Source organism: Burkholderia sp. LA-2-3-30-S1-D2, assembly GCF_001523915.2.
Taxonomy (GTDB): Bacteria; Pseudomonadota; Gammaproteobacteria; order Burkholderiales; family Burkholderiaceae; genus Burkholderia; species Burkholderia diffusa.
The window spans coordinates 2,806,471-2,824,389 of record NZ_CP013384.1 but is presented as its reverse complement, the minus strand read 5'-3'; the positions used below and the strand labels follow the sequence as shown (position 1 = coordinate 2,824,389).

Here is a 17,919-nt window from a genome sequence, read left to right as displayed (position 1 = left end):
CGCGTCAGTCGTCGGAACCGCCCGCGGTGTCCGGCGCCTGCTCGGCGGCGCCTTCGTCCGGCTTGCGGTTTCGCGCACCGCCGCGGCGGCGCCGCTTGCGGGGCGATTTTTCCTTCGAGCCGCCCTGCGTGAGGAGTGCCTCGCGCGCGGCCGCGTCGCCTTCGATGAAATCCGTCCACCACTGTCCGACTTCCGCATCGAGCTCGCCGGATTCGCAGCGTAACAGGAGGAAATCATACCCCGCTCTAAACCTTTGGTGTTCCAGCAGCCGCATCGCGCTGCGGCCCGAGCGTTTTTCGAGGCGCAGCTGCAGGCCCCAGATCTCGCGCATGTCGGCCGAGTAGCGCTTGTGGATCGCGAGTTTCTCGGTCTGCATGTCGATGACATCGTCCATCGCGCGATGGAGCGCCGGCACCGGGAATTCGCCTTCCGCCGTGTATTGCTCGAAGCGCTGGCGCATGTCGTGCCACAGCAGCGTCGCGAACAGGAAGCCCGGCGATACCGTCTTGCCGGCGCGCACGCGCGCGTCGGTGTTGTTCAGCGCGAGCGTGATGAACTTCTCGCCCTGCGGTTGTTCGAGCACGACGTCGAGGAGCGGCAGCAGCCCGTGGTGCAGGCCCTCCTTGCGCAGCCGCTGCAGGCACGCGAGCGCGTGGCCCGACAGCAGCAGCTTCAGCATTTCGTCGAACAGGCGCGCGGCCGGCACGTTGTTGATCAGGTCGGCGAGCGCCTTGATCGGTTCGCGCGTATGCGGCTCGATCTCGAAGCCGAGTTTCGCCGCGAAACGCACGACGCGCAGCATCCGCACCGGATCCTCGCGGAAGCGCGTGGCCGGGTCGCCGATCATCCGCAGCAGGCGGGCGCGCATGTCGGCCATCCCGTCGTGGTAGTCGAGCACCGTCTGCGTCGACGGATCGTAGTACATCGCGTTGATCGTGAAGTCGCGGCGCGCGGCGTCTTCGTGCTGTTCGCCCCACACGTTGTCGCGCAGCACGCGGCCGCTGGCGTCGACCGCGTGCGTGCGGCGATCGAGTTCGTCGCGCTTCAGGCGCTTCGGCGGCTCGGCCGACGCGGCAGCCTCGGGCGGCGCATCGACCAGTGCGCGGAACGTCGACACCTCGATCAGTTCCTGGCCGAACTGCACGTGGACGATCTGGAAGCGGCGGCCGATCAGGCGCGCGCGGCGGAACAGGCGTTGGACTTCGGTCGGCGTCGCGTCGGTCGCGACGTCGAAGTCCTTCGGCGCGATGCCGAACAGCAGGTCGCGCACCGCACCGCCGACGATGAATGCGCGAAAGCCCGCCTGCTGCAGCGTGTCGGTCACGCGGACGGCATTGCGCGAGATCAGTGACGGATCGATCTGGTGCACGCTGGCCGGCACGACGGTCGGTTCGTGATTGCTGCGCGGCTTCCTGGCGCCGCCGCGGCTACCCTTCGCGAGGCGCTGGGCAGGGGCCGTGTCGGCGGCGGGCGCCTCGGCGGGTGACGTTTGTTCGGCGCCGTCCTGGCCGAGCAGCTTGCGAATGAATTTTTTGATCACGACGTTCAGAAGAGATCGAGGATGCGCCAGCCGCGCGCGCTTGCATGCGCACGCAACGTGTCGTCGGGGTTGGTCGCGATCGGGTCGGTGACTTTCTCGAGCAACGGGATGTCGTTGTGCGAGTCGCTGTAGAAGTAGCTGTGCTCGAAGTCGTCCCAGTGCTTGCCGAGCGACGCGAGCCATGCTTCGGTGCGCACGATCTTGCCTTCGCGATAGCTCGGCGTGCCGGTCGGCCGGCCCGTGTACGGCGAATCGGGATGCCCGTCGGTCGTTTCGACCTCGCACGCGATCAGCGTGTCGACGCCGAACGCGGTCGCGATCGGACGCGTGATGAATTCGTTGGTGGCCGTCACGACGCAGCACAGGTCGCCGGCATCGATGTGCTTGCGCACGAGTTCGAGCGCGGCGGGCGTCATCGCGGGGCGGATCACCTCGTGCATGTACTGCTCGTGCCATTCGGCGAGCTGCGCGCGCGAATACTTCGCGAGCGGCGTGAGCATCGCGCACAGGTACGCATGGATGTCGAGCTTGCCGGCCTTGTAGTCGGCGAAGAACTGATCGTTCTGACGCGAGAAGCTTTCCGCGTCGACGATGCCGAGCTTCACCATGAAGCGGCCCCATTCGTGGTCGCTATCGGTCGGGATCAGCGTGTGATCGAGGTCAAAGAGTGCCAGATTAGTCATGGATGCGCATTTTACTCGAAGCGGTTCGGGCCTGTGCCCGGCGGTGCGATGTCGTCGCCGGGGCGGGCCAGCATCCGGCGCAGCAGCGGCAGCGTGACGGCGCGCTTCTGCTCGAGCGAGAAGCGGTCGAGCGCGTCGAGCAGCGCCATCAGGCTCGGCATGTCGCGGCGGAAATGGGTCAGCAGGTAGGCGGCGATGTCGTCGGTGAGCGCGATCCCGCGCTCTTTCGCCGCGAGCTTCAGCACGGCGATCTTGCCGGCATCGGACGGCGGCGACAGGTGAAACACGAGCCCCCAGCCGAGGCGCGTGCGCAGATCCTCGCGCACGTCGAGCGCGAGCGGCGCCGCCGGGCCTGCCGCGACGAACGCGCTCGAGGGGTGCGCGCGGACCTCGTTGAACAGGTTGAACAGCGCGACCTGCTGCGTGTCGCTCATCCGGTCGCAGTCGTCGATCGCGTAGATGCCGATGCGCGCGTCGAACGTGAACGCGCCGAGCGGGCTTTGCGGCGTCAGGTAGCGCGCGTTGCCGTACGACGCGTCGCTCACGAGCGCCTGCAGCAGATGGGTGCGGCCGCTGCCGGGCTCGCCCCAGATATAGAACGACCGGTCCGGCACGGGCCCCGCCGCGAGCGCGAGGTCGAGCTTCTGGAGCCGCGAGATGAGCTCGTCGTTCTCCTCATTCATGATGAAGTTGTCGAACGTGGCGGGCGGCGGCGTGCCGAGATCGAGCGTCAGTTGACGGGACACAACAGTCACAATGCGGGTCGGTTGATGAAACGCGCGCCGTACGCCGGGCACGCGCGCGGGGCTGCTCCGGTGCCTGCACACGCGGCCGCACGCACGGCGGCGCGCGGGTTTCGGCGCGGCTCGCGTAGCGATGAAAACGGGGACGTGTCGAGCAAGATGCAATCCCTGACGATTCGGTGCTGGGAATTCCGGCCAACGGGCCGGCTTCGGGTAAAATCGCATTTTACCGACCTTCTCGCATTCCCCCATGAATCCTCCGAAATCCGCTCCCGACGCTCAGGGTCTGTCCTACCGCGACGCAGGCGTCGACATCGACGCAGGCGACGCGCTCATCGACAAGATCAAGCCTTTTGCGAAGAAAACCCTGCGCGACGGCGTGCTCGGCGGCATCGGCGGGTTCGGCGCGCTGTTCGAAGTGCCGAAGAAGTACAAGGAACCCGTGCTCGTGTCGGGCACCGACGGCGTGGGCACCAAGCTCAAGCTGGCCTTTCATCTGAACAAACACGACACCGTCGGCCAGGATCTGGTGGCGATGAGCGTGAACGACATCCTCGTGCAGGGTGCCGAGCCGCTGTTCTTCCTCGACTACTTCGCGTGCGGCAAGCTCGACGTCGACACGGCCGCAACGGTCGTCAAGGGCATCGCGCACGGCTGCGAACTGTCGGGCTGCGCGCTGATCGGCGGCGAGACGGCCGAAATGCCGGGCATGTACCCGGACGGCGAATACGACCTGGCCGGTTTCGCGGTCGGCGCGGTCGAGAAGAGCAAGATCATCGACGGCAGCACGATCGCCGAAGGCGACGTGGTGCTCGGCCTTGCTTCGAGCGGCATCCACTCGAACGGCTTCTCGCTCGTGCGCAAGATCATCGAGCGCGCGAACCCCGACCTGTCGGCCGATTTCCACGGCCGCTCGCTGGCCGACACGCTGATGGCGCCCACGCGCATTTACGTGAAGCCGCTGCTCGCGCTGATGCAGAAGCTGCCGGTGAAGGGCATGGCCCACATCACGGGTGGCGGCCTCGTCGAGAACATTCCGCGCGTGCTGCGCGATGGCCTCACGGCCGAGCTCGACCAGAACGCGTGGCCGCTCCCGCCGCTGTTCAAGTGGCTGCAGGAGCACGGCGGCGTCGCCGACGCCGAAATGCACCGCGTGTTCAACTGCGGGATCGGGATGGCCGTGATCGTCGCGGCGGCCGATGCCGACGCGGCCATCGCCGACCTGACGGCCGCCGGCGAACAGGTGTGGAAGATCGGCACCGTGCGTGCGAGCCGCGAAGGCGAGGCGCAGACGGTCGTGGTCTGACGCACCGCACGCAAGACGCAGCAAGGAAAGCCGCCCGGAGTCGATCCGGGCGGCTTTTTTTCTGGCGTGGCCCGGCGTGTCGGCGGGCTGCCGAAGGGGCAACGACGATGATCGAAGACGAACGCGCGATTCGCGATCTGGTGGAAACCTGGTTCGTGTCGAGCCGGCGCGGCGATCTGGCCACAGTGCTCGACCTGATCGCCGACGACGCGATTTTCATGGTGGCCGGCAAGCCGCCGTTCGACAAGGCGGCGTTCGCGGCCGCGTCGCGCGACGCAAATGCGGCGGCTGGTAATCGGCCGAAAGTCGACGGCCGTTACCGGATCGACGAACTTCGCGTGATGGGCGACTGGGCGTACATGCGTAATTTCATCGAGATCGATGTGACGCCGCCGGGCGGTGACGCCGTGCGCCGCTCCGGCCATACGCTGACGATCTTCCGCAAGTCGGATGGCCGATGGCAGCTCGCGCGGGACGCGAATCTCGTCATGCTTGCGCACTGAGCGGGGCAGGGGCATCACGCGTGTGCAGCAGGCGACGCGCGCCGATCCGGCCCCGTTAGTGATCCTCGATACGGCCGTCCAGCACGCGTTCGAGCGCGTCAACCGCCCGGTCGGTCGAATCCGGCGCGACGCAGTCGACGACGATCCGCTCGGGCATCGCGCGCAGCCATGTGATCTGCCGTTTGCACAGCTGGCGCGTCGCGAAGATGCCTTTGTCGCGCATGGTCCGGTAGTCGGTGTCGCCGTTGAGGAACTCCCATGCCTGCCGGTAGCCGACGCAGCGCATCGACGGCAGGCCGAGGTGCAGATCCTCGCGGCGGCGCAGCCGTTCGACTTCGTCGATGAAGCCCGCGTCGAGCATCGCGTCGAAGCGTTGCGCGATGCGCGCGTGCAGCACCGCGCGGTCCGACGGCTCGAGCGCCACCGGCACGAAGCGGTACGCGGCGGCCGCATCGTCCGCTCGCCGCGGCGCGGCAAGCAGCGCCGACATCGGCTGCCCGCTCAGCAGGAACACTTCGAGCGCGCGCTGGATCCGCTGCGAATCGTTCGGGGCGAGCCGCGCGGCCGTCGCGGGGTCGACCTGCGCGAGCCGCGCATGGAGTGCCGGCCAGCCGTCGCGCGCGGCGTCGGCATCGAGCTCCGCGCGCACGGCCGGATCGGCGGTGGGCAGGTCGTTGAGGCCCTGCGTCAGCGCCTTGTAGTACAGCATCGTGCCGCCCGCGAGCAACGGCGTGCGGCCGCGCGCGACGATCCCGCCGATCACGCGCAGTGCGTCCGCGCGGAATTCGGCCGCCGAATAGGCGTCGGCCGGGTCGATGATGTCGATCAGGTGGTGCGGCACGCTCGCGCGCTCGTCGCGCGTCGGTTTCGCGGTGCCGATATCCATGTCGCGGTAGACGAGCGCCGAATCGACGCTGACGATCTCGATCGGACGGCGCGCGGCGAGCGCCAGCGCCGCGGCCGTCTTGCCCGAAGCAGTGGGGCCGAGCAGGCAGGCGATCGTCGTCGGACGAGACTGCGGTGAAGCGCTCATTGGCCGCGCATGAAGAGACGGTCGAGGTCGTTCAGCGTGAGCTGATACCACGTCGGCCGGCCGTGATTGCACTGGTCCGCGCGTTCGGTCGCCTCCATCTGGCGCAGCAGCGCGTTCATCTCGTCGAGCGTCAGGCGCCGGTTCGCGCGCACCGCGTGGTGACACGCGAGCGTGCCGAGCAGCTCGTGCTGGCGCTCGGTGAGCACGCGTGAACCGCCGAACGCATGCAGGTCGGCCAGCACCGCGCGCGCGAGCGACTGCAAATCAGCGTCCTTCAGCAGCGCGGGCACCGCGCGGACCGCAAGCGTCGTCGGCGACAGCACCGCGAGGTCGAAGCCGAGCGATTCGAGCGTGTCGCGTTCTTCCTCGACCGTGCCGATCTCGACCGGCGTCGCCGTCATCGATATCGGCAGCAGCAGTGACTGCACCGCGACCGTGCGGTCGGCGAGCGCGTTCTTGAACTGTTCGTAGAGAATCCGTTCGTGAGCGGCGTGCATGTCGACGATCACGAGGCCGTGCGCATTCTGCGCGAGCACGTAGATCCCGTGAATCTGGCCGAGTGCGAAGCCGAGCGGCTGCTCGCCGTGTGCGGTGGCGGCAAGCGGCGACGCGGTGAAGCCCGGCAGCGGCGCGACTGGCGCATCGACCGCATCCGCCGAATCGCGCGCGATGATCGTCGTGCCATCCGGCGTGCCCGCACCCGTGTCCTTGCGGCCGAACAGCGCGTCGTAGAGCGCGAGCGGTTGCGCGACCGGCAGTGTGCCCTGCGTCATGCGTGCCTGGCGCATCCACGTGTTGCCCGACGACGATGACGGCGACGAGAAGCCGCTGCCGCCCGTGCCGGTGGCCGCGCCCTGGCCGAGTGGCGTATTCAGGAACGACGCGGGGCCGCTCGGCGCCGGAGAGAGTTGCGCGGCATGGCCGCCCGCGGTGGTTTCCGGCGACGCGCCCGCGTGGCGCGCGAGTGCGCGCTGCACCGCGTGGAACACGTACTGGTGGATCGAACGCGAATCGCGGAACCGCACCTCGATCTTCGATGGGTGCACGTTCACGTCGACCGCTTCCGGCGGCAGGTCGAGGAACAGCACGTACGATGGGTAGCGGTCGCCGTGGAGGACGTCCTCGTACGCCGCGCGCACCGCATGCGTGAGCAGCTTGTCGCGCACGAAGCGGCCGTTGACGAAGAAGTATTGCTGGTCGGCGCGGCCGCGGCTCGCGGTCGGCAGGCCCGCGCAGCCGTAGACGGCGAGCGGCCCGGCCTGCTCGTCGAGCGGCAGGTGCGCGGTGGCGAAGCCGTCGCCGAGAATCTTCGCGACACGCTGCGCGGGCTCGGTCGCGTTCCAGTGCTCGACGGCCTTGCCATTGTGCAGCACCGAGATCGCGACGTCCGGCCGCGCGAGCGCCGCGCGGCGAATCATTTCGAGGCAGTGGCCGAATTCGGTCTGCTCGCTTTTCAGGAACTTGCGGCGCGCGGGCGTGTTGAAGTACAGCTCGCGCACCTCGATCGTCGTGCCGACCGCGCCGGCGGCCGGCGACAGCGCGCCCGTGGTCGCGTCGATCTTCGTCGCATGTGCGACGTCGGCCGTGCGGCTCGTGATCGACATCTCGGCGACCGACGCGATCGACGCGAGGGCTTCGCCGCGAAAACCCAGCGTCGCGACCGCCTCCAGCTCCTCGAGCGAGCGGATCTTGCTCGTCGCGTGACGCATCAGCGCGAGCGGCAGTTCGGCGGGCGGGATTCCGCAGCCGTCGTCGGTGATCGAGATGCGCTTGACGCCGCCTTCCTCGAGCACGATGCGCAGCGTCGTCGCACCGGCGTCCATCGCGTTCTCGAGCAATTCCTTGACGACCGACGCCGGGCGTTCGACGACCTCGCCGGCAGCGATCTGGCTGATCAACTGGTCGGGCAGGGGCTGGATCGCGCGCAGCGGGCGCGGAGCAGGGGCGGGCGCGGCGCCCGCGGCCGTTTCGGTGATTTCGGACATGGCCGAATTATAGCGAGGCGGCGGTGGCGTGCCGGGGCGGTGCCGGTTACGTTTTTTCACGGAGCCTTAAGGTAGTTTCGGTATGATGGCTCCGTTCCGCGTGCCGCCTTGTCCGGCGGGCACTTCCGCCTTTTCGGCCGTTCCGGCCCTTTCGCCTTCGAGGAATCGCATTTGGATACGCTGCTTCATTTCGTCAACCTGGTCCTGCATATCGACGCGTTCCTCGGCGACTTCATCCGGCAGTACGGTGCGTGGGTGTATCTGGTGCTGTTCCTGATCGTGTTCTGCGAGACCGGGCTCGTCGTGCTGCCGTTCCTGCCCGGCGATTCGCTGCTGTTCATCGGCGGCGCGTTCGCGGCGACGGGCGACATGAACGTTGGTGCGCTGATCGTGCTGCTGCTGGTCGCGGCGATTGCCGGCAATACCGTGAACTACCTGATCGGCCGCTGGATCGGGCCGAAGGTGTTCAATACGCATATTCCGGTGCTCGAGCGCTTCCTCGATCGCGCGGCGCTGCAGAAGACCCACACGTTCTACGACAAGCACGGCGGCAAGACGATCGTGCTCGCGCGCTTCATCCCGGTCGTGCGCACGTTCGCGCCGTTCGTCGCCGGCGCGTCATCGATGAGCGTCACGCGCTTCCAGCTGTTCAACGTGATCGGCGCGCTGGTCTGGGTGCTGCTGCTGGTGCTGCTCGGCTACTTCTTCGGCAATATTCCGTTCATCCGCCAATATCTGAACGTGATCGTGCTGGCGGGGATCGGTGCGGCGATCGTGCCGGTTGCGCTGGGCGCGCTGTGGAAGCTGGTGCGCGGGCGGCGGTCGGGCAGTACGCCGAACACCGGCGGTCACTGAGCCGCACATGTTCGCTTCGGCGCAATAAAAAGGCGTGGCGGCTGCCACGCTTTTTTTTCGTCCGTGCGGCCCGACCGATTGCCGATTTGCGGTATCGGCCGATCCGGCTGCTCGACGCCGGCTGCTTCAGTCAGAATCCCGCGGACCGATGGGCGACACCGTTGCGTCAGGTCGTGCGATGCAAGATCGGCGTTTCGGGCGTCGGGTATTGCGCGTCGCGGAACGTCTCGAGGATCACGCGATTGGTATCGCAGTACACCTGCCAGTAGTTCTCCGGCTGCGTCGACGGACGCACGAACAGCAGCGGGCCTTCCGGCGTGAACTGCAGCACGCCCACGTCCGGCGCAGGATCGGGCAGCACGTTCGGGATCTGCTGTATCCGTGACTTCAGGCGGTTGATTGCATCGACCGCGTCCACGCTGTTCGCAATCTTGGCGGTCAGGTCGACGCGGCGATGCGGCGTCGCGCTGTAGTTCGCGATGTTGTCCGAGAAGATCTTGTTGTTGCCGACGATCGTCACGATGTTGTCGGCGGTGATGATCGTCGTGCCGAACAGACCGAGTTCCTTCACCGTGCCGGTGACGCCGCCCGCGCTGATCACGTCGCCGATCTTGAACGGACGCAGCACCTGCATGAACACGCCGGCGGCGAAGTGGGCGAGCAGGCCGCCCCAGGCGGTGCCGATCGCGAGGCCGAGGCCGGCGAGCAGCGCGGCGAACGACGTGGTCTGCACGCCGAAGATCTGCAGGATCGCGAGGATCAGCAGGATCGTCAGCAGCACGCCGACCACGGAGGTCAGGTAGTCGGTGAGCGTCGGGTCGACCTTGCCGCTGCGGCGCACGACCTTGCCGAGCAGGCGCGTGGCGATGCGGATCGCCACGCGACCGACGAACCACAACACGATCGCGGCGAGGAGATTCAGGCCAAAGTCGAGGCCGCGGGTCATCAGGAATTGCTGGGCGGATTCCAAGTTCAGCATCAGGGCTCCATAAATGAGAAAGGGACCGGCAGGCGGCTTTTCGACGGAAGGTTATAACTGAAGAGAAGTCAATCGAAGATGAAAGAGTGTTAAAACCCCAAGCGATGTAGCAAGGGAGATGTCTTCCCGGTCGTGCTGACTGTTTGGGGAAAATATTCTATGAATGATGTGCGTTTTTTATGGGGCATGTCGGATAATGCTGCCGAAAATATCACGATCCAAGTCCATATCTCTCGACCATGCCTACACAAAAAAACGGGGTTCCGCGTTGCGTGCTGATTACGGGTGCAACGGGCGGCATCGGTTCCGCGCTGGCGCAGGAATATGCGCGTGCCGGCTCGGCGGTACTCATCTTGCACGGTCGCAATACCGCGCTGCTGCAGCAAGTGAGTGACGCCTGTACCTCGCTCGGTGCGCGTGTCATCACGGCGGCATTCGATGTTCGCGATCACGATACGTTGCGGAACTGGGTCAGCGAAATGAGCGCGGCTGAAGCGCCCGATCTCGTGATCGCGAATGCTGGCGTCAATATCAATACCGGTCCCGGGCATCAAGGCGAAAACTGGGAAGACATGCACCGTCTGCTGGACGTGAACGTGAAGGCAAGCATGGCCACAGCTCATGCGGCGATGCCTGCGATGCGCGCGCGCCGTGGAGGTCAGATCGCGCTGATCAGTTCTCTTGCCGCATGGCGGGGATTGCCCGAGACGCCCAGCTACAGTGCGAGCAAGGCTGCGGTGAAGGCCTACGGAGAAGCGATGCGCGACGGGCTGGCGGCGGAGGGCGTCAAGGTCAACGTGATCATGCCCGGCTACGTCGAGTCGCAGATGTGCTTCGATATGCCTGGCCCGAAGCCATTCCTCTGGAAAGCACCGAAGGCGGCGCGCGTGATACGCGTGGGCCTGAGCACCAATCGCGCGCGAATCAGCTTTCCATTCCCACTGAATCTCGGATGTTTCCTGCTGGCCGGATTACATCCGGCCGTGTCCGGCTGGTTCCTGAGTCGGCTGGGTTACGAGTAAGCGCGACTTGTTCGGGCGCGGTGCGAACCATCCCGATCGGGGCTGCCTGTTCGGCAGGGGGAAGCTGAAGCAGCTCCTGTGCGGCCACGCGTAGTGCGTGGAGGCGGGCCGGGTCACCGGCCAGCGCGCATAGTGCATCAATCCAGATCTGCGGATCATTGGCGAGCAAGAGGCCGTTCTCGGCGTGCCGGATGACCTCGTGATACGGACCTGCGGCGGCATACAGCCCCACCGCGCGGCAGCGGGCGATATCGTAGGCCTTCACGTGCGCGCGCGCGGCGTTGAACGCGGAGGGAAGCAGCGGAGCGAGGCCGATATGGCCGTCGAGGAGACGGCAGTGGCCGCGATAGTTGGCCCAGTCCATCGGATGTACGACCCGTGTGCGTGGCAGGCTGCGAAAGAGCACATTCACCGCATGCGCGCCAATCAGCTCGAAATGGACGTTGGGACAGCGCGCGAGCACTTGCGCGATGATCGGTCGCAGCCATGTGATCTCGGCTTCATGAGCGGCGCTGCCGTGATAGAACACGAGGACCGGCGATTCCGGTGCGTCAACTACAGCGTTGCGGACTTGCAGCGTGCGGGCATCCTCTGGCAATGCGCGCGGCGTCACGAGTTTAGCCGACCGCTCCGGATAGCGATCGCGTAGTGCCTGCGTCGAAAACCAGTATTCCGTGGCAAGGTCGCGGATATCCGCCGTATGCGCATGGCAATATTTGCGGAGTTTTTTCACATACAGACGAGGCAGCCCGTTCCAGGACCGTGGCTGTAGCAGGTCGTCGTCCATGAAATATACGATTCGCGCTAATTGCGCGCGATGAATGCGCAATGCGCGCGCCCATCGCGCGTTCAGGTAGCGGATGATCACGACGGCCGTCCCCGGTGCCAGGTCGCCCGGTTCCGGCAATGCATTGTCCAGGTTTTTATAGACGACAGGCAGCCCCGACTCCCGCAGGCGCGGCAGCACGTAATAATCCGTGGACGGATTTTCACCTTGATGCAGAACCAGCCAACGTTTCACCGCCGTGTTGCGACGGAGGTGAAACGGGGCGTCTGCCGATTTTCGGTATAGGAGCCTGCGCAACATTTGAACATCAAATGCGTGTGGTTGATCGGTGCGCGCCTGCGCGACTCGTGCAAAATCATCCCGACATGAGCGGGCGTTCTGGACTTTTCGTTGATGCGGTGATTCTAAAGATGTTTGATGGTATGTGCGCAACTGGCAATGACAAATTTATATGGGTCCACCCTTGTAATAATTTTTAATATTGTAAATTATTTACATTCGTGCGGTCGGTACGGGTTGATGTTGCGTCCGCAACCGATGGCCGGCCATGGGGCGAAGCGGTTCGCTCCAATGTGCATAAATCGGCTTGTTGGCGTCTTTGAAGAGGGTGCCCGTTAAAATATCGACATCGACCGGGTGCGGCAGTGGTGGAGGGTTGAGAAGTACAATGCAATCGCTCCCGCGCGAGGATGAGGGCAGGTGGTGATCGCATGAATTGCATCATGCGCGCAGCATTTCTGCCGTTGTTGTCCGGTTGCGCGGATCGATAATCGAAGGTCCGCTCGGCACGAATCTCCCGGTGGGCGCATCGATATTCCGTTATTCCGGCTTCGCAGGATATACCTCCGCTTTCGGCAGTTGCCGGATCGCGTGAGCGCTTGTGGCCATATTTGTCGAGGCTCAAGTTTTTGACTGATTTTTTTGTTGGCCGGGGCGAAGTCGCCGGGCAGCCGCTTCGCAAAGCGTCGACAGGTTCGCTGCCGTGCGTCTATACGATGGCGCCCGGCGTGAACCGCATCCCGACGCTCGCCGCGTTGCTGGATGATTTTCAACTGCACTACCGGCCGGTGGGCCAGCCGGTCGCGGGTGCGGGTGTCCTTGCATGGGGGCGCCGTCCGAGCGCAATGGCCGCCGAGTGCTACGCGAAGAAACATGGCCTCGCGGTCTATCACATCGAAGACGGCTTCGTGCGTTCAGTCGGACTCGGTAAGGACGACCCTCCGCTTTCGGTCATTTTCGACGATGTCGGGCTTTATCTCGACGGCAGCCAGCCATCGAGGCTGGAATCCCTGATTGCGCAGCCGCTGCGCGACGACCAGATCACGCGGGCTCGCGCACTGGCTGCGGCATGGCGGGACGGCCGCGTGTCCAAATACAACCACAGCCGCGACCTGGACAGGGCATTGCCCGATGGATGCATATTGGTTGTGGACCAGACGCGTGGCGATGCCTCGATTTCCTGTGGTCTTGCCGACGCGTCCAGCTTCCACCGCATGCTGGAAGCCGCGCTGTGTAACCATCCTGATCGCACGATTCTGCTCAAGGTGCATCCCGACGTCGTGTCGGGCCGCAAGCAAGGCCATTTCGATCTCGACGCGGTGCGCGCGATGCCGCGCGTGCGCGTGCTGGCCGACAGCGCGCATCCGGCCAGTGTGCTGCCGCTGGTTCACGAGGTTTATACAGTGACTTCGCAACTCGGTTTCGAGGCATTGATATGGGGGCTACCGGTACGTGTATTCGGCATGCCGTTCTACGCGGGGTGGGGGCTGACTCGGGACGAGTTGCAGGCACCCGGGCGACGCGGTACGGCCACGTTGGAGCAACTCGTTCATGCTGCGCTGATCGATTATTGCCGCTATGTCGATCCGGAAACCGGCAAGCGCTGCGAGGTTGAAGCCGTGATCGCGTGGCTGGCGTTGCAGCGCCGGATGCGGCAACGATTTCCCGTCGAGATCGATGCGCTCGGGTTTTCCGGCTGGAAGAAGGACTATGTGCGTCAGTTCTTCGGCGGCAGCGCCGTTCGATTTCGCTGGCGGGTGCCGCGAGCCAGCGATGCCGCCGTTGCCACGTGGGGGCGCAAGGTTGACGACCGGCTTGCCCCAGCATTGCCCGCGACGCACGCGGTCATTCGCGTCGAGGACGGCTTCGTGCGCTCCGTCGGCCTCGGCGCCGACCTGACTCGCCCGTTGTCTTGGGTGCAGGACGACGTCGGCATCTATTACGATGCCACCCGGCCTTCCCGACTGGAAATGCTGCTTGCACACGCGACGTTTTCCCCCGAACTGGTTGAACGTGCAGCCCGTCTGCGCCGGGCCGTCTGCGATGCGGGCATTACCAAGTACAACCTCGCGGGCCGCGCGAACTGGAGCCGTCCGCAGGGGCGGCGCGTGATTCTGGTGCCCGGACAGGTCGAGACGGATGCGTCGATCCGCTTCGGTGCGTCGGATATTCGCAGCAATATGGATCTGTTGCGTGCGGTCCGGGTCGCCAATCCCGATGCGTACCTGCTGTACAAGCCGCACCCAGACGTCGTGGCCGGCCTGCGCAAGGTAGGGCGCGGCGAAGGCGACGCGGCGCAGTGGTGCGACGAGACGCTTGGCTCAGTTTCGTTTCACGAACTGCTCGGCAGCGTGGACGAAGTGCATGTGCTGACGTCGCTGGCCGGGTTTGAGGCGCTGATGCGTGGCGTAAAGGTTGTGACTTACGGGCAACCGTTCTACGCGGGTTGGGGCATCACACACGATGCCGGCTTGACGGAAGCGGTGCGTCAGCGGCGCGCTCGTGTGCTGGAGCTCGACGAACTCGTGGCGGCGGCGCTGATTCTATATCCCACATACGTGAGTCGAACGACGAGGCGCTTCACCACGCCGGAGCGTGCGCTGCAGGAACTCGTCGAATGGCGTGCTACGCCGCAGGTGCCACGCTGGCGGCACTGGGTTGCACGTCTGTTTCGGGAGGCTTAGCCACCGGGCGTGTACCTGCCGGCTCGATGCCGCTGCCTTTCAACGAACCGAAGATCGGAACGTTCGACCGCAGCGCGCGATCGAGCCGCGGCGGCGGATCGACAAAGGCGCCGTGGCCGTTTACCTCGTCTTTCATCACGCGGTGCACGATTTCGACGCATGCTGCGTCGCGGCCCGCACGGTTGTAGAACGAGCCATGTATCTGGATGGTGGCAGCAATCGCCGCCACGAAGTCGTTGAGCAACGGTTTATTGACGCGCTCGGGCCTGGTCCAGAACGTTTCCAGCGAACCCTGGTGCGTGAGCCCCGCAATGTCGTACATCGCCATTCCGAGCACTTTCACGGGGCAATTGGCGCGCAACGCATGCAGGCCCACGGTCGAATTCACCGCAATGACCCCCTTGCTGTGCTTGATCGTGCGCTTGAGGTCGCAGTCCGTCACGGCAATGACGCGCGACGCCACGTCGTAGCGTTTTGCCGTGCGTGCGACGAATTTCTCCCAGCGCTCCATGCCATTGTCGAGCGGATGCAACTTGATGATCAGTGAGCCGTCCTGCGGAGCATGCTGCGCGAACGACGCAATGACTTCCTCGATCACTTGCCGCTGATCGCTGTACGCGGAATTGGCGCGCAGCTGGTAATCGGCTTGCATCTGGAGTGCGAGCATCCAGTAACGAGCGCCCGAGTGGCGCAATACGTCGGCGGTGGCGACCCGCGCGGGCTCGTTCAGGCGCTGGCCGATCATGCGCGGCAGCCAGCGCAGATAGTCCAGTAATGGCAGGTAATACTTGTCGGTACGATAGAGCGGGAAAAAATATGGCACGAGCGAGGTCAGGAGGTTATAAAGCACCTCGTTGAACGCCTCCTGCCCGAAACTGTGCGAATAATGCTTGGCGTCCGGCTTGAACGGTCCGACACGGCGGGCAATTGCGCGGATCGCCTTCGGGTCGGTGGGGAAGTGCGACAGCGTGCCCATGCCGCCGCGCTCCAGGGTGAGCCAGTCGGGGCGCAGGTAACCGAATTCGATCGAGTACGTGCGAATGCCGAGCGACTCGGCGACTTCGCGCGCGACCGCGTGGTAGGGCAGACGGTCGGCAAAGTACATGATGTCGGTGATCTCGTGGCGTACCAGATAGTCGCGCAGGAAATCCGCCCAGCGGCTAAAACGGCCTCGATAGTTGACCGCCCCCGGTTTGCGCCAGTACGCCCAGTCCCCCAGGGAAAGGTTGATTCGATGCGTGCGCACGAGCGCGGCATCGAAGTGGTCGCTTAACTGACGCCAGAAAAGCGAGGGAGGCCCCTGGAGAAATAAGATTGCTCGGTGCATGACGGGTACTTTTAGGTTTTTTTAGTCTTCCTCAGGCCGTGAATTATAATCGTGGATCCCGAGTTGCGTCATGGTCAAGACAGGTAGTGAAGAAGTGGCGGCTGATATCAATTGTGAGAGTAATAGCCGCACGGCCATGGTGTGGCTGATAGAAGGGCTGGCGGCGGGCAATGGCGAGGCATGCGTTGCTACCGCAGTGCTGACGCTGGATGGCGGCCGGACACAAGATTTTACAGTTTTAATAAGCAGCAAGGGACGCATACAGGAGCTGGTCAAGACTGACGCAACTGTGCGGGCTGTCAATTTGGTCGTGGACGGCGACGAAAAGCCTGTTTGTGTGGAATTCCTTCATTGCCGCCGCCTGAGTTTCGCAGCGTATCGTTTGCGGCAGCTCTGGAGAGTGGCTCGCACGTTGTACAAGCAGCCTTTGCAGCGATGTACCAGAGCCGGACTCACGCTGGCTACGCTTTTCTCCGATATTGATTACGCGTACGATGTGGCTTGCCGTTTTCGGGCAAATGTGTTCCGCGGTGGCTACTCAGGGTGGTATCAAGAGTTCTATGCTATTAGTCCGGCGGACCGCGCGTTGATGGCCCGTCGTGCCGAAAATTGGCATTTCTCACCAAGATTTAACATTTTTTTGTCGGCAAACCGGCAAACTACTCGGGCAAATATCGATGCGACGCGGGCCAGTCTGGCGGCGCAAACCTATCAGCGATTCGACGTCAAGTTGCTGGAAGACGATCCCGCGGCAGATTGGTCACGTTTGATTTCGACGCCGTTCGAGCAGAATGCGTGGTGCCTCGTTATCCGGGCGGGAGTCACGCTATCTGAGCAGGCGTTGTTCTGTCTCGCGGATGCCGTAGTCAAAGTACCGGATGCCGCGGTCGTTTATGCGGATCACGACTTTCAGCGCGCCGACCGCGAATTGCACGATCCTGTTTTCAAGCCGGATTGGTCACCCGAACTGCTGCGCTCCACCAATTACATTGGAGAGGCGTTCGTCTGGAACAGCCGGTATGCGCACCGTTTGCCCGAATTCGGAGCGGAAGTGAATGGGGCGAATGTCATGCATGCGTTGCTATTGCGTTTGAGCGAACTGGGCTCGCCGATGGTGCATGTGCCTGCGCCTCTCTGGCATCTGACGTCCAGCGAAGAGCCGGTTGACGGCGCGGAGACCGCTCGCGTAGTGGCCGCGCATTTGAACCGTGTTGGGATATCGGCAAAGGTTGAAGCGACGGGGCCGGGCAGATGCCGGGTACGTTACGCGGTAGCGGTGCCGGCTCCTCTGGTCAGTATCGTCATTCCGACGCGCGATCAGTTGGGACACCTGCGTCGTTGCATCGCCAGTGTGCTGGAAAAGACGCGCTACACACCGTACGAGATTCTCGTCGTGGACAATCAGAGCGTCGAACGCGAAACACTGGACTACCTGCGGAGCTTGCAGCAGGTGGAAAATGTTCGGGTGTTGCCGTTCGATGAGCCATTCAATTACTCGCGTATCAACAATGTGGCGATCGCCAAGGCGAAAGGCGAGTTGGTGTGTTTGCTCAACAACGATACCGAGGTGATCTCGCCGGACTGGTTGGGGGAAATGGTGGGGGTGTTGTCGAGCACGGCTGTCGGTGCGGTGGGTGCGAAACTGCTTTACGAGGACGACACCGTACAACACGCCGGCGACACGGTGGGTTCGGGGGGATGCGCCAATCATTTGCACTCGGGCATTGGTGCGGATGAGCCGGGCTACGCAGGTAGGGCTTTGGTTACGCAGGATCTATCGGCAGTGACCGCAGCTTGCTTGCTTACCAGAAAGTCGCTGTATTTGGCGCTCGGAGGGTTGAACGAAAAAAATCTCAAAGTCGCTTTCAACGACGTGGATTACTGCTTGCGCGTCCGTGATGAGGGCTTGCGTGTTGTATGGACGCCCCACGCGCTCTTGTATCACTTTGAGTCGCGTTCACGAGGTAAGGACGTTACCCCTGCACAGCAACGTCGTGCCAGAGCGGAAGTGAGATATATGAGCAAGCGCTGGGCGGATGTCATGCGTCACGACCCGTTTTACAACCCCAACCTCAATTATCTACAGGCTGATTTTGCTTTGAGCGCTACGCCGAGTGTTCCTCGGCCGTGGGCCTTTCGAAGAAATCTAATCCAGAGGATCTGGAACTGTATGGTTTACCAGTAAATTAATTA

14 protein-coding genes are annotated in these 17,919 nt (G+C 64.0%); 6 read left to right on the top strand and 8 right to left on the bottom strand.

The features are described 5' to 3' along the window. Window positions 1–4: 4 nt before the first annotated feature. The 3 genes from pcnB to hda are packed head-to-tail and all read right to left on the bottom strand — an operon-like array spanning window position 5 to window position 2,969. A complete protein-coding gene (gene pcnB / locus WS66_RS26065) occupies window positions 5–1,540 on the bottom strand; it encodes a polynucleotide adenylyltransferase PcnB (protein ID WP_059608304.1) in 1,536 nt (511 codons plus the stop codon). A 5-nt stretch (window positions 1,541–1,545) separates the two neighbouring features. After that, entirely contained in the window at window positions 1,546–2,223 is a 678-nt protein-coding gene (locus WS66_RS26060; RefSeq protein WP_059608305.1) for an HAD family hydrolase, read from the bottom strand. An 11-nt stretch (window positions 2,224–2,234) separates the two neighbouring features. Next, a complete protein-coding gene (gene hda / locus WS66_RS26055) occupies window positions 2,235–2,969 on the bottom strand; it encodes a DnaA regulatory inactivator Hda (RefSeq protein ID WP_059608306.1) in 735 nt (244 codons plus the stop codon). 247 nt (window positions 2,970–3,216) lie between these two features. Here hda and purM point away from each other — a divergent pair, with 247 nt between their 5' ends. After that, a complete protein-coding gene (gene purM / locus WS66_RS26050) occupies window positions 3,217–4,272 on the top strand; it encodes a phosphoribosylformylglycinamidine cyclo-ligase (protein WP_059608307.1) in 1,056 nt (351 codons plus the stop codon). 107 nt (window positions 4,273–4,379) lie between these two features. Continuing rightward, entirely contained in the window at window positions 4,380–4,775 is a 396-nt protein-coding gene (locus WS66_RS26045) for a YybH family protein (protein ID WP_059608308.1), read from the top strand. A 55-nt stretch (window positions 4,776–4,830) separates the two neighbouring features. Here WS66_RS26045 and miaA read toward each other — a convergent pair whose 3' ends face one another. Together miaA and mutL are read right to left on the bottom strand one after the other, a co-directional pair. Further along, window positions 4,831–5,808, bottom strand: coding sequence for a tRNA (adenosine(37)-N6)-dimethylallyltransferase MiaA (gene miaA, locus WS66_RS26040; RefSeq protein WP_059608309.1), 978 nt, complete (start codon window positions 5,806–5,808; stop codon window positions 4,831–4,833). Continuing rightward, window positions 5,805–7,793: a DNA mismatch repair endonuclease MutL gene (mutL, locus tag WS66_RS26035; RefSeq protein ID WP_059608310.1), complete on the bottom strand. Its 1,989-nt coding sequence runs from the start codon at window positions 7,791–7,793 to the stop codon at window positions 5,805–5,807. The genes miaA and mutL overlap by 4 nt, the downstream gene beginning before the upstream one ends. A 171-nt stretch (window positions 7,794–7,964) precedes the next feature. Between mutL and WS66_RS26030 the strand changes: the two genes are divergently transcribed. Next, window positions 7,965–8,648: a DedA family protein gene (locus WS66_RS26030; protein WP_059608350.1), complete on the top strand. Its 684-nt coding sequence runs from the start codon at window positions 7,965–7,967 to the stop codon at window positions 8,646–8,648. Window positions 8,649–8,814: 166 nt separating this feature from the next. On the opposite strand, the gene WS66_RS26025 is transcribed toward WS66_RS26030, so the two are convergent. Continuing rightward, window positions 8,815–9,627, bottom strand: a complete 813-nt coding sequence (locus WS66_RS26025; RefSeq protein WP_059608311.1) for a mechanosensitive ion channel family protein — start codon at window positions 9,625–9,627, stop codon at window positions 8,815–8,817. 239 nt (window positions 9,628–9,866) lie between these two features. On the opposite strand from WS66_RS26025, the gene WS66_RS26020 reads away from it, so the two are divergent. Beyond that, a complete protein-coding gene (locus WS66_RS26020; protein ID WP_059608312.1) occupies window positions 9,867–10,649 on the top strand; it encodes an SDR family NAD(P)-dependent oxidoreductase in 783 nt (260 codons plus the stop codon). On the opposite strand, the gene WS66_RS26015 is transcribed toward WS66_RS26020, so the two are convergent. Then, window positions 10,552–11,670, bottom strand: a complete 1,119-nt coding sequence (locus tag WS66_RS26015; protein WP_236872958.1) for a hypothetical protein — start codon at window positions 11,668–11,670, stop codon at window positions 10,552–10,554. The two genes, WS66_RS26020 and WS66_RS26015, sit on opposite strands and share 98 nt — an antisense overlap. A gap of 674 nt (window positions 11,671–12,344) precedes the next feature. On the opposite strand from WS66_RS26015, the gene WS66_RS26010 reads away from it, so the two are divergent. Beyond that, window positions 12,345–14,399, top strand: coding sequence for a capsular polysaccharide biosynthesis protein (locus WS66_RS26010; protein WP_082729089.1), 2,055 nt, complete (start codon window positions 12,345–12,347; stop codon window positions 14,397–14,399). Here WS66_RS26010 and WS66_RS26005 read toward each other — a convergent pair. Next, on the bottom strand, window positions 14,341–15,726 hold the full coding sequence (locus tag WS66_RS26005; protein ID WP_059608315.1) for a capsule biosynthesis protein: 1,386 nt from the start codon (window positions 15,724–15,726) through the stop codon (window positions 14,341–14,343). The genes WS66_RS26010 and WS66_RS26005 overlap by 59 nt on opposite strands. A gap of 70 nt (window positions 15,727–15,796) precedes the next feature. Here WS66_RS26005 and WS66_RS26000 point away from each other — a divergent pair, with 70 nt between their 5' ends. Further along, entirely contained in the window at window positions 15,797–17,911 is a 2,115-nt protein-coding gene (locus tag WS66_RS26000) for a glycosyltransferase family 2 protein (protein ID WP_236872957.1), read from the top strand. Window positions 17,912–17,919: the final 8 nt, after the last annotated feature.

Coding starts and splice junctions, on each gene's coding strand:
- WS66_RS26005 (WP_059608315.1), bottom strand. CDS start 15,726: ATGCACCGAGCAATCTTATTTCTCCAGGGGCCTCCCTCGCTTTTCTGG.
- purM (WP_059608307.1), top strand. CDS start 3,217: ATGAATCCTCCGAAATCCGCTCCCGACGCTCAGGGTCTGTCCTACCGC.
- mutL (WP_059608310.1), bottom strand. CDS start 7,793: ATGTCCGAAATCACCGAAACGGCCGCGGGCGCCGCGCCCGCCCCTGCT.
- WS66_RS26025 (WP_059608311.1), bottom strand. CDS start 9,627: ATGCTGAACTTGGAATCCGCCCAGCAATTCCTGATGACCCGCGGCCTC.
- miaA (WP_059608309.1), bottom strand. CDS start 5,808: ATGAGCGCTTCACCGCAGTCTCGTCCGACGACGATCGCCTGCCTGCTC.
- WS66_RS26060 (WP_059608305.1), bottom strand. CDS start 2,223: ATGACTAATCTGGCACTCTTTGACCTCGATCACACGCTGATCCCGACC.
- WS66_RS26000 (WP_236872957.1), top strand. CDS start 15,797: ATGGTCAAGACAGGTAGTGAAGAAGTGGCGGCTGATATCAATTGTGAG.
- WS66_RS26020 (WP_059608312.1), top strand. CDS start 9,867: ATGCCTACACAAAAAAACGGGGTTCCGCGTTGCGTGCTGATTACGGGT.
- WS66_RS26045 (WP_059608308.1), top strand. CDS start 4,380: ATGATCGAAGACGAACGCGCGATTCGCGATCTGGTGGAAACCTGGTTC.